General features: G+C 34.5%; 13 protein-coding genes and 1 other RNA gene. 10 read left to right on the forward strand and 4 right to left on the reverse strand.

The window, feature by feature from the left end:
• Positions 1-9: 9 nt before the first annotated feature.
• The 5 genes from ACW9XA_RS00340 to ACW9XA_RS00360 all read left to right on the forward strand — a co-directional run bounded on the left by ACW9XA_RS00340 (position 10) and on the right by ACW9XA_RS00360 (position 3,862).
• Positions 10-396, forward strand: coding sequence for a hypothetical protein (locus ACW9XA_RS00340; RefSeq protein WP_457762477.1), 387 nt, complete (start codon positions 10-12; stop codon positions 394-396).
• Positions 397-420: 24 nt separating this feature from the next.
• Positions 421-1,293, forward strand: a complete 873-nt coding sequence (locus tag ACW9XA_RS00345) for an NAD(P)-dependent oxidoreductase (protein WP_457762478.1) — start codon at positions 421-423, stop codon at positions 1,291-1,293.
• A 65-nt stretch (positions 1,294-1,358) separates the two neighbouring features.
• Positions 1,359-2,120, forward strand: coding sequence for an SDR family NAD(P)-dependent oxidoreductase (locus ACW9XA_RS00350; RefSeq protein WP_457762479.1), 762 nt, complete (start codon positions 1,359-1,361; stop codon positions 2,118-2,120).
• A gap of 269 nt (positions 2,121-2,389) precedes the next feature.
• Positions 2,390-2,599, forward strand: coding sequence for a hypothetical protein (locus tag ACW9XA_RS00355; protein ID WP_300324397.1), 210 nt, complete (start codon positions 2,390-2,392; stop codon positions 2,597-2,599).
• Between the two features lie 48 nt (positions 2,600-2,647).
• Entirely contained in the window at positions 2,648-3,862 is a 1,215-nt protein-coding gene (locus ACW9XA_RS00360; protein ID WP_457762480.1) for a geranylgeranyl reductase family protein, read from the forward strand.
• Here the strand turns inward: ACW9XA_RS00360 and ACW9XA_RS00365 are convergent, their stop codons facing one another.
• Positions 3,863-6,820 (reverse strand): hypothetical protein, encoded by a 2,958-nt coding sequence (locus tag ACW9XA_RS00365; protein ID WP_457762481.1) that lies wholly within the window; start codon positions 6,818-6,820, stop codon positions 3,863-3,865.
• A 400-nt stretch (positions 6,821-7,220) separates the two neighbouring features.
• Here ACW9XA_RS00365 and ACW9XA_RS00370 point away from each other — a divergent pair, with 400 nt between their 5' ends.
• Both ACW9XA_RS00370 and rnpB read left to right on the forward strand, forming a co-directional pair.
• Complete coding sequence (locus tag ACW9XA_RS00370; RefSeq protein ID WP_457762482.1) at positions 7,221-7,850, forward strand: class I SAM-dependent methyltransferase; 630 nt, start codon at positions 7,221-7,223, stop codon at positions 7,848-7,850.
• 33 nt (positions 7,851-7,883) lie between these two features.
• An RNA gene (gene rnpB / locus ACW9XA_RS00375) (RNase P RNA component) lies at positions 7,884-8,162 on the forward strand.
• Positions 8,163-8,359: 197 nt separating this feature from the next.
• Here rnpB and ACW9XA_RS00380 read toward each other — a convergent pair.
• Positions 8,360-9,727, reverse strand: a complete 1,368-nt coding sequence (locus tag ACW9XA_RS00380) for a hypothetical protein (protein ID WP_457762483.1) — start codon at positions 9,725-9,727, stop codon at positions 8,360-8,362.
• 116 nt (positions 9,728-9,843) lie between these two features.
• On the opposite strand from ACW9XA_RS00380, the gene cofD reads away from it, so the two are divergent.
• The 3 genes from cofD (at position 9,844) to ACW9XA_RS00395 (ending at position 12,421) form a co-directional block, all read left to right on the forward strand.
• Positions 9,844-10,764: a 2-phospho-L-lactate transferase gene (cofD, locus tag ACW9XA_RS00385; RefSeq protein WP_300324382.1), complete on the forward strand. Its 921-nt coding sequence runs from the start codon at positions 9,844-9,846 to the stop codon at positions 10,762-10,764.
• A 1-nt stretch (position 10,765) separates the two neighbouring features.
• A complete protein-coding gene (gene cofC / locus ACW9XA_RS00390) occupies positions 10,766-11,404 on the forward strand; it encodes a 2-phospho-L-lactate guanylyltransferase (RefSeq protein WP_457762484.1) in 639 nt (212 codons plus the stop codon).
• Positions 11,405-11,512: 108 nt separating this feature from the next.
• On the forward strand, positions 11,513-12,421 hold the full coding sequence (locus tag ACW9XA_RS00395) for a transcription initiation factor IIB (protein ID WP_457762485.1): 909 nt from the start codon (positions 11,513-11,515) through the stop codon (positions 12,419-12,421).
• On the opposite strand, the gene ACW9XA_RS00400 is transcribed toward ACW9XA_RS00395, so the two are convergent.
• Both ACW9XA_RS00400 and yciH read right to left on the reverse strand, forming a co-directional pair.
• Complete coding sequence (locus ACW9XA_RS00400) at positions 12,410-13,399, reverse strand: CPBP family intramembrane glutamic endopeptidase (protein ID WP_457762486.1); 990 nt, start codon at positions 13,397-13,399, stop codon at positions 12,410-12,412. The two genes, ACW9XA_RS00395 and ACW9XA_RS00400, sit on opposite strands and share 12 nt — an antisense overlap.
• A gap of 6 nt (positions 13,400-13,405) precedes the next feature.
• Positions 13,406-13,714 carry a stress response translation initiation inhibitor YciH gene (gene yciH / locus ACW9XA_RS00405; protein ID WP_014964819.1) on the reverse strand — a complete coding sequence of 103 codons (309 nt, stop codon included), beginning with the start codon at positions 13,712-13,714 and terminating at the stop codon, positions 13,406-13,408.
• Between the last annotated feature and the right edge of the window lie 87 nt (positions 13,715-13,801).

Raw genomic sequence — 13,801 nt, forward strand, 5'->3', positions numbered from 1 at the left:
GATAAATTAATGGGGGATTCAGAAACATTTGGAATTGAAAAAGGCCATGGGGAAGAGGTTGTTTCATGGTTAAATGAACAGGCTAAATCACACTCAATGAAATTTGAAGCAAGATTATACGGATATAATGTATCTACTAAAAATTTTGGAGATTTTGAAATGTTTTCATGGATCGGGGATGTTCAAAGTGCAAGAAAGATGATAATTAAAGCAAGTAAGAGATTCAAAGTGAAAGTAATTGAAGGAGGTTACAAACCCAAAGAGAAAATTCTCAAAATGAAGAAATTTGATTTTGCAAAAGTGAAAAAAGGAGACAAAACAATAGGACAGTTAGAATTTGTGGCACCTAGATTTGGAAATAAACACTGGGAGATTCAAAATGAAGAACGTCATTAGCACAACATTAACGGAGAAATACATTTGCAAAAAATAGGAATTATAGGATTAGGAATGTTGGGAAATGCAGTAGCAATACATTTGATAGACGTGGGTTTTAAAATTACAGCTTATAACAGAACTAAAGAAAAAACAAGGGAATTAAAAGAAAAAGGAGCAACCATCGTAGAATCGCCAAAAGAAGTTGCAGAAAATTCAGAGATAGTTATAATCATAGTAAAAGATGCAAATGCAGTAAAACAAGTATCATTTGAAAAAAATGGAATCATCGAAGGCAATCATGAAAAACTCATTGTAGCAGACATGAGCACAATAGATCCTTTAGAATCAAAAGAAATTTCACATAAATTTCATGAATTTAACATTGAAAAATTAGACATACCAGTAATGGGAGGTCCAAACATTGCAATAACAGGAGATTTGGTTATGATGGCATCAGGAGACAAAGAGAGTTTTGAAAAATGTGAAAAAGTTTTCAATTCAATTGCAAACAAAGTATTTTTTCTAGGAGAGAGTGGAATTGCCCATTCTGTCAAATTAGCCATGAATCTTCAAATCACCATGCTTGCACTGGCATTATCTGAAGGGATCACATTGATGAAAAAATCAGGAGTAGATCCAAAAATATTTCTGGAGATTTTGAATTCAACATATTTCAAAACAGGAATGAGTGAAAAAAAGGCATACAAAATGATAGATGGAAAATATGATACCACATTCACATTATCTAATCTAAAAAAAGACATCAGTACGATGACAAACACCGCCAAATCCTTAGGAATTAATCTGCCAATGATCACCAAAGCAGAAGAAGTCTATGAAAAGGCAATCGAAGAAGGCTTTGGAGAAATAGACTATACAGGAATCATAGAATATATCAAAAAAACCAATGAATAAAACAAATAAAAATCACGAATAGTATTTAAGAAAAATTCTATAAGTTAGAAGAATATTAGAAAATTATGAGATTAAAGGAAAAAGTGGCTATCGTTACAGGCGCATCAAGTGACATAGGAAAAGGAATTGCAAAGAGATTTTCAGAAGAAGGAGCAAAAGTTATTCTTATTGCCAGAAATTTAGAACAATTAGAAGCAACTAGAAAAGAGATAGGTAACGAAAATTCAACTGTGTCAATATCATGTGATTTGACTGACGAATCCCAAGTTTTGCAAGCAGTAAATCAGATAATGGACACTTATGGGAAAATAGATATTTTGGTAAACAATGCAGGGGCGATCAATGATCCAGTGCATTTTCACGAGATGAAAGATTCAGAAATTAAGAAATTGATTGACGTGAATTTGTTAGGTGTTTTTCATATGACAAAAGCAGTGCTTTCAAAAATGTCAGATGTAAAAAGCGGCGCAATTGTCAATATCGGTTCAATTTCAAGTGAAAGAGCAATTCCAAGAGTTCATTTGGCAGTATATTCATCCACCAAAGCTGCAATTTCGATGTTTACAAAATCCATTGCAGTAGAATATGCTAGAAGGAACATCAGATGTAACTGCGTAAACCCAGGAATTATTAATTCAGGAATGATCAAACCATATTTGGATGATCCACAAGCAAGGAAAGTATTAGAAGAAAGATTACCACTTGCAAGAGTTGGAGAGCCAGAAGACGTTGCAAATGCAGCATTGTACTTGGCATCGGATGAAGCAAATTGGGTTACAGGAACCATTTTGAATGTAGATGGCGGAAAAACAGCCTCAGAAGGATAATCTTACAAATCAAACAAAAATAATTGTTCAATAACTAAACGCATTAAAAATCAAGATTGACGAGTCTTGTTCTTTTTTGAATACATGTAGTAGCTAAACCCAGTAACAAGTATAATTATTCCAGTTATTGCAGACCACATCAAAAAAGATCCAAGTTCAGAGTCATCCATGATTTTACAGATATTGATAAACATCTAAAGCTTGGGTTGAGAGCAAAATATTCCCAAAATACATGAAACATCTAAATAGATTTAATGTTGACGGAATTTATGCCTGAATTTATGTGTCCGGACTGTGGAAAACGTCTATTTCATGAAAACGAAACCACGTTAAAAGTACAAGAAACAATTCATGAAAAATTCTGTAGAAAGACAGAAGGAGCAACACACAGTTACATGCATAGAGACCCAGCACATATGGAAACTTTTGATTCAGAAAGAGAAAACGATTCAACAGGAACCCCAGTACTAAAAAAATAGTCAAAACTAGCTCAAAATTATATCCTAGGTCATTATGACTGAGAACAATTGTCTGAAGAATATCATTATGATCTAGTAGTTGTGGGAGGAGGCCCGGCAGGATCTTCAGCAGCATTTGCAGCGTCAAAGAAAGGATTGAAAGTAGCAATGATTGAAAAAGAAGAATCAATTGCAGAATCAGTTAGGACCAGCGGAGTTACATGGATTAAAAATATCAAAGAATTTGGAATTCCAGATGACTGTTACAATCCAGTAAAGAATTTTGTATTTTATTCACCAAACAATAAAGTCAGCATTAGAGATACAGTTGCTCACTCCGCAGTACTAGATGTAAGAAAGACATACAGATGGTTAGCATCACAAGCAGAATCTGAAGGTACTGAAACCTTTGTAGATACTTTTGTAAAAGATGCAATAAAAAATGAATCAGGAAAAATAATTGGAGTGAAGGCAACATGCCATGAAAAAGAAATTAAATTTTACGGCAAAGTGATCATTGATGCCAGTGGTTTTCAATCAACAGTTGCAAGATCAATGGGGTTTGTAGAACAGTGGGAAAGATTTGGTGCAGGTGCAGAATACGAAGCAAAGGTAGAGCATGTTCAAGCAGACACATGGTGGTTAATGGTGGGACAAAAATACTCACCTGCAGGATATGCATGGATTTTTCCATTAGGAGACAACATTGCGAGAATTGGTGTAGGTATTGGAAAACCAGATTCCCCCATAGACCCAATAGCCAGACTGAAAGAATTGATCAAAAATAAAGAAGGTCCAATTGCAGATTTGGGCAAAATTGAACCAATAGAATTTCACTACGGATTAATTCCAAATGATGGGCTTTCAAGAAAAACAGTTTATGATAATTTAATTTTGGTCGGAGATTCAGCAGGACAGGCAAACCCATTAGTATTGGAAGGAATTCGTTATGCTATAAAATTTGGAAGAATAGCAGGAGAAGTTGCAGCAAAAGCCATCAAAGCAAATGACACATCAGAAAAAAAATTATCAGAATATGAAGAGAATTGGAAAAAAGCAATCGAATCAAAAATAAAATCTGCAGGAAAAGTGCAAGACAGATGGATTGGGCTAACTGATGAGGATTGGGACAAAGAATTAGACATCATCAGTGAATTAAAACCTGAAGAGTTTCTAGATTTTATTAAAGCAGATTTCGGATTATCCAACATGATAAAACTTGCAACCAGCCATCCGAAACTAGCAGTAAGACAACTATTCAATTTGGTAAAAGGGAAAAAATAACTATCGCACATTAAAGAAATCAGTTACAATCACATCATGATATTGCAGTTGAGTAACATAAAGTCCAGATTCAAATGGACGAGACAAAACTTCGGTAAACAATCCTGAAGAATTGTCTTTTAATGCAATCTCTTCAATCAGGGTACCTTTTTGATCATAAACATCGACAAAAAGATCCTCCCTAAAAGCAAGAGTTTTCTGGACAGCTCCTGATACAATCAATTTATCATCATCGTATATCGCTTCAACCACGGCAACACGAGAGCGCATAGGAAGATAGCGTTCAATTATGGTTTTTAACTCATCAAGATTATCATCTACATTTTCAGCATCTTTGTCTTTGAAGGCAAATTCAATTTCATTAATTACAGATGCAAAACGAGGATTTTCAGTAAAACTATCACCTCCAAATTCTTCTGCAAATGACTTTAATTCTTCAAATTCACGGGCAAGGTCAACCATGCTCAAATCAGCACTATTGTATTCATAATCAAACTCTTCCTCAACATGTACAATTTGTGAAGCCATAGAATCCCGGTATTGAAGCATTACAACATATAGACCAGGGTCGGCAGGAGCTATCCACTGTGTGAAAAAGTTGCCTTGTTTAGTATCAGTAAATTCCATACTGCTATGTACAGTCCCATCCATACTATACACAGTTACATAGAGATTTTCTCGTCTATCAAAAATAGACTTTTCAGTTGCTCCATTAATTATCCAAATATCTTTTTCAGAATCAAAAGAAATATCATAAATTATACTATCGCTGTTAAGCACCAAATGTTCACTAAGATAATTACCGATTTCAGATATCTTTGATTCAACATCAACAAAATTTGCCAACTCAATCATTTTATCAGCTTCCATCATCATTTGATTATATTGATCAGCATGTTCTGAAAATCCCGTATTGTAGAAAGTGGATACCATGTTTGAAAAAGTGTCTAATTTTTTACGGAATTCAATACGCTTGATTTCATCAGAAGTGTAACCGACATCAGAGCCATATGGATCATCGGTGTATGCTTTTGAAACAGCACTCCATTCATCAAACAAATCACGAACTAGATCATCAGCTTGATCAAGATCATTTTTAATTACAAGATCTCGTACGTTGTCGATTTTTTCATTAAAGGTTTCAGTAAATTCTACATAGTTTGGCAAGAAACGATTTTTTGTCAAACTTAATTCTACCAAATTTTCTAAAGATTTTGCTCGCTGGAGAATGTCACTTGCACGGATTTTGTATGCATCCTTGTTGTAAGAGTCCAAATCAGATTGTATTTTAGAAGACATGTCACTTGTCCAACTTAACAAAACTTCAATTCTGTCTATTCTAGTGATAGAGGGATTGCCAGACTCCATTTGTTTAGCTGTGTGTAAAATTTTCAGAGCATTGTCAATTAAAAATAAATTTTCATAATCAGCTTGCAACTCAGCTTTTTCTTTCATTGTTTTATATTGAAATTCCAATACAGCTAAAGGACTTCTTTTCTCACGAAGTTCTGCCATAGATGCATCAAATTCAGAAACAATTTCCAGAACATCATCTAGTGTATCTGCACTTTCAACACGTTCTAAAAGCAATTTCCAATTAGACGTTATTTCAGAATTAGTGCCTGCGGTTTGAGAAATTTCCACACTTTTGCTAATTCGAGATGAGATATCTATGACTTGGGCCATTTGGTGAATTTCAGATTCAGATTCCAAAATATCTTGAACAGATGATGCCAATGCCATATTACTCTCCAGTTTATCCCATTCAGGCTGAATCAGATTTGCAAGATCACTATTTTCTTCAGAATCAAGTAAAATGAATCTATCAACGTTATCTAATTCTCGAAGCAAAAGGGCTGCCTGATGCAGTTCGGTGATTCTAACAGAAGATGTAATTAATTCATCAATTGACTCTTTGGCCATTAAAGAAGGTTTCAAAGAAGCCCAATCGTTTTGGACTAGTCGATAAAGATCACTTTGTTTTCTAGAAACCACATCCAAGTATCTGGATTTGGAAAGAAGATCAATCAAACTGCCAATTTCATCAGCATATACAGGTGCAGTTCCTCTTGCAAAAATAAAACCCACCTCGTTTTTTACAGATTTGCTCATTACGGTGTCAGATTTTTTCATAAGATTCAACAAGGTTTCTTCTAATTCATCAAAAGTGGGAGCTCTTTGAACAGATACTTTTTCAGGGTTTACATTTCTAATACCAACAAATGCATCAGTGAGCAAATCAATAGCTTTTGTTTTATCACCAATTTCATAGTAAAATATAGACGAAAAAATGAGTTCATCGATAGATTTTGCAATTTCAAATGAAACTTCATCTTTATCCAACAATTGCTGTACTGAATCTAATGATGAGGATATTGCAGGTCTGATCAAAGGATTGATTTCAAGTATCAAGTCATCTACAAAGAATTCAGCCCATAAAGCAACGTATTCAGATTCTAATTCAGATAAATTATCAGATGTTTGATCAGATACAGGAGAGGAGATATCAAAAAAATTTGCAATGACATCCCCATGTGAAGACAATAAACTTTTAGCAGAAGAAATCATTTGATCATTTGTTGATTCAGAAAAAGTGTTTGATGAAACACTAAATGTTGTAGAGGTTGAATAGTCACCATAAAATAATTTTATTTCATATTCGCCTTGAATTCCACAAATCCTACCCTTTAATGGAATTACATCTGTAACAAAAGCGCCGTTTGACAATGGCATTAATTGTTGTATTTGACACAAGTCGCCTTGAGGATTGAATATCTGCATTATCAAAAAAGAATCATCCAAAACATTTGCAATTTGTCCATAAACAAATAATGGCTCACCATAATCATAATTACCAAAATTTTCTAAAAGGGTTATTCTATCAGGAGTTTGTGCTGATGCATATACAGGCATGAAAAGCATTACAAATAGGCTCAAAACCACAGGAATTCGGCTCACAAGGATCCAAATCTATACTCATACTACTTAAAACTTGGGCATCCATGATACGAGGTATTCTTCAATTTCTTAAATCAAGCCATGGCAACTACTTGACAGCAGTTGCCAGGCTCAATTGTTGGCACAGTGTTGGTTTGGTTGGTCTGGTAAGACATACAAAATGAATGAAATTGCTCTGAAGTGCACCTCATGCAATCATTACAAATCATACTAACAGGTTTGAAACATCCTGAACATCTTGTGTTCTCAGATAATTTTCCACCACAGTTTCGGCATGATTCATCAGGCAATTCTCTTCAAAAAAAATAATTCAAAATTGAATATAAGAAACACGAAGAAATTGTTCATATCAATGATCAGTAAGACGAAGATTATAAGGGAAACAAGAAGATGTTGAAACATGGATAGAGTTAGAAAAACTTTTGACGAATGGGCCCAAAACGGAAGAGCAGAATTAATGGAAGTAGAGCATGGAAAAAATGTTTTAAAGTTTTTAAAAACAGTATCATTTGATAGTCCATTTACATTTTTAGATGTAGGATGTGGTAATGGTTGGATAGTAAGAAAAATTGCAAAAGAAAAAAAATGCAAGAAAGCAGTTGGAATTGATAAAAGCAAAAAAATGATCATTCAAGCTAAGAAAAAGATAGACAGTAAAAAAGAAGAATTTTTTCACACAGACATCGAGTCAATAAAATACAATGGAAAGTTTGATTTTATTTTTTCTATGGAATCATTGTACTATGCAGATTCTATTGAAATTGCACTAGGAAAAATATACAAATTATTAAAGCCAGGAGGGAAATTTTTCTGCGGTACTGATTTTTACACAGATAACAAAGCAACAGCAAAATGGTCAAAGATCATGAAAATTCAGATGCACCTTCATTCAAAAAAAGAATGGAAAGTACTTTTTCAAAACGCAGGATTTGCAGTAAAAACAAAACACGTCAAAGATTTGGAAAATAAGAAAAAATGGAAGAGAGAATACGGGACTTTGTTCATAACAGGCACAAAACCCGCAAAGTAATATTCAAATTCAATAAAAAGACAGTGTAACCATGTGAGCTGGAGCACGACACGCTGCTACGGCAGAGGAAACTCCTCCCTCCAAACAGGAAATGTGATCTGGAGATAGATAACCAGAGATGGTTGGCAACGGAGCAGAAAAAAATCCAATATGGCGCACTGTGATGGCAAAACCTGAGGTTTCCATAAAAGGAATGAAAAAGACGACCCACATGGAGCAAAGCCAAACAGAACTTAAAGTTCCTGTACTAGGTTCAGGTAGGCTGCAAAGCGAAATATCGTGAAAACAGAAGGAGGGTTACTCCCAGCACACATATTTTTTAAATTTGGATATTGATTCATATATGAAATTCATAATTATTATGAATATAAGAAATGGTGAAAAGAATTCAATGCCCCCATTGTAAAAAGCATCTTGCAGGCAAAGGCCATTTAGATAGACATATCAGAACAATTCATAAATTAAACAATTAAATGAAAATTTTTAGAAAATAAAAATTAAAGACTTGCTTAACTCATTGATTGAACTTGTTCTTTACAAATATCTGCAGAACAACCACAGGATGCATCACAAAGACAGGAGCCGTGCATTGCGCAATCACATTCAGAGCCCATTTCTGCTGAAGCAGCACAGCCGCATGCAGCCTCTTCACGATTAGCCATAGTTGGTGGAGGAGTAGTTGTTTCCTGAGGAGCAGTATTCTCATATACACTACGTGTTTTTTGGTAATCAGCATCATCTCTAAGCTGGGCCTCACCTCTGTTGGTTTGATAACCGCCAGAAGAAGCACTAGTTTGATATCCAACTAATCTGCTAGGATCAATTCCTTGTTGTCCTTGTTGCTCATTTTTGAGTGATCTACTACTAACAAAGAAAAATGCAATGCCTGCAACAGCAGCCAAACCTGCCATTCCATAAACTATCATTACAGGGAAATCACCTGTCGAGGTGGTCATATAATCCTCAGGAGGAGTTGGAGTTACACCAGCAATTTCAACATCATCTAAAATATCTAAAGCACCAAATCCAATTGCAGCCAAGTTTCCTTGATCAGCAGACTGGACACTTCTAACAACATATCTTTCATCAGACATTATTTCAGCTTCAAAAACTCTTTCAACTTGTCTTCCTTCCCTAAGACTACTTTCACCCATAGTCCAAGATGAAACAACATATCCTGCAATTTCTTCACTTAGGCCAAAGGTTCCAGCATCTACGTTGATTCCAGTTGGATCAAACAAAAAGTGCCAATTAGTCAATGGTTGTGCTAAAATAAAATCGGCATCAATGAGATGTTTGCCTAAAACACTTTCTGCCTCAGTTCCTGCAAAATAGGTATAAACCTCAGGTTCATTATCTCTTAGAATGTTAATTGGAATATTGATTTCAACACCATCGATTGTGATTTCTTTATCAGTTGTTAATCCTCTCCATCCTAAATCGATAAGGGTTCTTTGAGAATCTTTTGTAATTACATAATCAGTTAAAGTTCCTTCTAAAATTACACGATAGTCAATAGAGGTATTGATGTTTCTAGCTTTAAGATGAAAATCATAGGACACACTCAAATCATCAATTTGTGCCTGGCTTCCATCATTGGCAATTCCACGATTTAGTTCATGTAACAGATCTTGTACTCCAGGATTTGAAAGATCAGCAGATCCAGATACAGTCCATTCCTTTCCTTGTAATTCCTCAAAAAGATTTCCTCCATTAGGATATTCAATAAAGACCGTTTTTAGATAAGTCATCTTGAAAGGAGATGTTTCAGTATTAGGATTAATTCTAGCATCTAATTGTGCAGCCCAAGCAGGAGTACTAGTACCAACAACAATCAAAGTTGCAAGCAAAACAGACATAATTACAGCCCGAGACACGAGTAAAATTCATGAAAATACAGTAATAAACTTATCCCAATTAGCCAGATCGGCAGTTTTTGAAAAAGTAATATTGAGTGACAAACACCAGATAATAGTTTTAGAGGAAATATGATATGATTACAGTTTTAGCAGGAGGGACAGGATCGGTCAAACTAGTAAGAGGATTAGTTGCCCAAGAATCCAAAGTTAATGTCATCAGCAATGTGGGAGACAATTATTGGTTATACGGACTGTATGTTTGCCCAGACATTGATACCATCGTATATGGATTGGCAGATTTACTTGATCAGGAAAGAGGATGGGGAATGAAGAAAGACACATTCAACTTTTTACGTCAAATGGAAGTTTTTGGTGAAGAGACTTGGTTCAGAGTCGGAGATAGAGATGCTGCAACACATTTGATTAGAACAAACATGTTGAAAAATGGAAAAAATCTAAGTGACATTACAAAGTGGATGTGTGAAAAATTTGCAGTAAGTGCAAACATCATTCCAGTAACAGATAACAGCATTGAAACAAGAATTACAACAGACAAGGGCGAATTACATTTACAAGAATATTGGGTCAAGCATAGAGGAAAAGATCCAGTAGAAGGAATTCAATATATTGGAGCAGACAAAGCTCGTCCAAATCCAGAAGCAGTAAACGCAATTCATGATGCAGACATGGTGATTTTAGCACCAGGAAATCCACTAACATCAATAGGTCCAATGCTACAGATAAAAGGAATTAGAAAAGAATTATCAAAAATAAAGAAAAAAGTGGTAGCAATTAGTCCATTGATTGGAGATGATGCAATTAGTGGACCAGCAGCAAAATACATGCAAGCTGCAGGAATTGAATCAAATGCTTATGGATTAGCAAAAATGTATTCCGATGTATGTTCAAACATCATAATAGACACTAAAGACAAAATGCTAACAAAGAAAATTCAAAGTTTGGACATGAAAGTATTTGAAACAAAAATCACCATGAAAAACAAGTTGGCAGAAGATGCATTAGCAAATTTCATTTTAAAACAAGTACACGTATAATTTGAAAATAGCAGCAATAATTCCTGTAAAGACTTTCTCTAAAGCAAAATCACGTTTAGATTTATCTCCTCAACAAGTAGAAGAGTTGTGCAAAGTAATGTTAGAAGAAATTTTGCATACATTATCCATATCACCTCAAATTGAAAAAACAGTCATGATTACAAAAGAGGAAAAAGCAATAACATTAGCAGAAAAATACAATGCAATTACAATAAGAGATGAGGATGAAGAAAGCGTAAACAGTGCAGTTGCATTGGCAGACAAATATCTTTTAGAGAATAATTTTGATGCATCAATTGTGTTTCCTCAAGACATACCATTTATCAAAACACAAGATATTGATTTTATGCTAAATTATAAAATGCATCCAAATTTTGCAATAATAGTTCCATCTAGAAGATTTGATGGAACAAATGCACTGGCAAGAATGCCAGTGGATTTGATGAAAACCCATTATGATGAAGATAGTTACAAAATTCATATGAATACTGCAAAAGAACACACACTCAATGTTGCAATGGTGTTTGTAAAGAGAATAATGTGGGATGTGGATAATAAAGAAGATTTAAAATTCCTGTTAGAGCAAAATGAAAAACCAGAAATTTCAGAAAAAATTAAAAAAATCCTGGAATTAAAATAAAATATTAAAAAATTACAAAACCAAATTTATGTATCTGATAACAGCAAACTTATAAGTGATGAATTAGAAAATCTTAAATATCATCATAAAAGGTTTTGAGAGAAAAAAATGGTTAAAACAAACAATCCAAAAGACAAGTGTCCCAGATGTGCTAAAGGAACTCTAGTTACAGATGCAAATACTGGAGAAAATTTTTGTGGAAAATGTGGATTTGTAATTACCGACAAAGTAGAAGAGTCAGGTCCTGAATGGAGGTCATTTTCAAATGAAGGAGAAAACAAAAGCAGGGCAGGAGTTCCAACATCACTTGCAATGCACGATATGGGACTTGCAACTGTAATCAATCCACAAAACAGAGATGCAACAGGCAAGCCACTAACGGCAGCAATGAAAAGTACAATTGAAAGACTGAGAACATGGGACAGCAGAAGTCAAGTTCATGAACCAGTGGATAGAAACTTTAGACAAGCATTCAGTGAATTAGACAGACTGAAGGACAAGCTTGCAGTAGGGGATTCAGTGATTGAGAAAGCAGCTTACATTTACAGAAAAGCACTAGAAAAAGGTCTAGTGAGAGGCCGTTCAATTTCAGCTTTAATTGCATCTGCACTTTATGCAGCATGTAGAGATACTGAAACGCCAAGAACATTGAAGGATATTGGTCAAGCAAGCAATATCAAACGTAAAGATATCGCAAGATGTTATCGATTACTGTTAAGAGAATTAAATTTGAAAATGCCAGTTGTAGATCCAGTCAAATGTATCTCAAGAATAGCAAGTAAAGCAGGACTATCAGAGAAAACAAAAAGAAAAGCAACAAAAATTTTGCAAACAGCTGAAGAGCAAAAAATTTCAGCAGGCAAAGATCCTATGGGGCTAGCTGCAGCTGCACTTTATGTAGCATGCGTGACAAACGGCGAAAACAAAACACAGAGAGACGTAGCAGAAGCCGCAGGAGTAACAGAAGTGACAATTAGAAATAGATACAAAGGTTTGAAAGTTGCACTAAATCTCTAAGTCAGATTCTTTTTTAGAATAAAATCTACTTACAAATAAAACACATAGTGAAAATGCGCCTGAAATCAAAAGCAGCAATTCCAAAGTAGACATTAGGGAATGAGAAAAAGCATCATTAATAGAAATCATGTTTATCTGAGAGATAAAATTTGCATATGAGAACACAAAATAATTTGTGGCCCAATGAATCAAAAGAGATGCAACAAATCCATATCTAAGATAGACCCAACCAAGAATAATTCCACTAGCAGTAGCTTGCGCAAATTTACCTTCACTCCACGAATCTCCAAAGGCAACATGGGTGAAACCAAAAAGAATGCCTACAAAAATTATCAAAATAATTACTTTTTTTGAATCATAAATATGCAAAAGATTTGGATTCCATAAACATGTAAAAAAATATCGCAATGATGATTTGTGAGAATACAAAGCAAACAGAGGGATTCCAACTAGGAGGATGCGAAATCCAAGTTCCTCAATTAAAGGAGCAAGGCTGACATAAAAGAACTGAATGAGATCATTGTCATCTAAAGGAGGTACAATTTCAATTCCAAATCCTTCTTGTACAAAATTAATCAAAGCAGAAATTAAAATTAAGATTGAAAACCATTTTGTTACGCCAATCATATAGTTTAGTCTATCATCGTATCTACCAAAGGAGATTATCGGAGTGAGTGTTTTCAAGAAATTATGTTTTGGTCCAAGTATCGCAATTACAAAAAGAACAAGATACAAAACCCACAAGACAACAAACACATCACCTATGCTAACATCGATAGGGGCTTGATAGAAATCAGTACCGACAAAAAGATCCAGATGAGTGAAAGGATATTCATAATTGATATCGCCCCCAATATCACTTTCAAAAACTACGAAAATTCCAATTGGAAAAGATACGAGGAGTAAGCCAAATACAACTGAGAGTAATGCAGCAAAAGGAATTCCAATTGATTGGAGTAATTTATTTGAATTTTGCAATTCGTTCTAATGAAGTTCTATAGTATCTTCTGCAAATCCTAAATTTATCAAAGTATCTTTTATGGTGTCTCTATGATCACCTTGTAAGAAGATGTATCCCTCTTTTGCAGTTCCCCCACAAGCGTATTTGTTTTTTAGCTCTTTGGCAACAGTTTCTAAATTATTTAATTTAGGATCTAATCCCTCAATCATAGTACCTTTTTTCTTAAAACGTCTAGTTTCTAATCGAATAATTATCTTAGTACTATCTTTGGCAAGTTCACCACAAGCACACAAGTCTTCTGGAAGACCACAAGTATTACAAATTACTGCCATTCGTTCGAAATAATTTCAATTATTCACACTATTAAGCCTTGTTTGGATATATTTCAAAAATGAAAAATAATCGGATTTTTTAAACAG

The organism is Candidatus Nitrosopumilus sp. bin_6a, from assembly GCF_054095695.1.

Excerpts from the sequence above, each read along its gene's own strand:
- ACW9XA_RS00340 (WP_457762477.1), top strand. The coding sequence starts at position 10 with ATGGGGGATTCAGAAACATTTGGAATTGAAAAAGGCCATGGGGAAGAG.
- ACW9XA_RS00350 (WP_457762479.1), top strand. The coding sequence starts at position 1,359 with ATGAGATTAAAGGAAAAAGTGGCTATCGTTACAGGCGCATCAAGTGAC.
- ACW9XA_RS00355 (WP_300324397.1), top strand. The coding sequence starts at position 2,390 with ATGCCTGAATTTATGTGTCCGGACTGTGGAAAACGTCTATTTCATGAA.
- ACW9XA_RS00370 (WP_457762482.1), top strand. The coding sequence starts at position 7,221 with ATGGATAGAGTTAGAAAAACTTTTGACGAATGGGCCCAAAACGGAAGA.
- cofD (WP_300324382.1), top strand. The coding sequence starts at position 9,844 with ATGATTACAGTTTTAGCAGGAGGGACAGGATCGGTCAAACTAGTAAGA.
- ACW9XA_RS00395 (WP_457762485.1), top strand. The coding sequence starts at position 11,513 with ATGGTTAAAACAAACAATCCAAAAGACAAGTGTCCCAGATGTGCTAAA.
- yciH (WP_014964819.1), bottom strand. The coding sequence starts at position 13,714 with ATGGCAGTAATTTGTAATACTTGTGGTCTTCCAGAAGACTTGTGTGCT.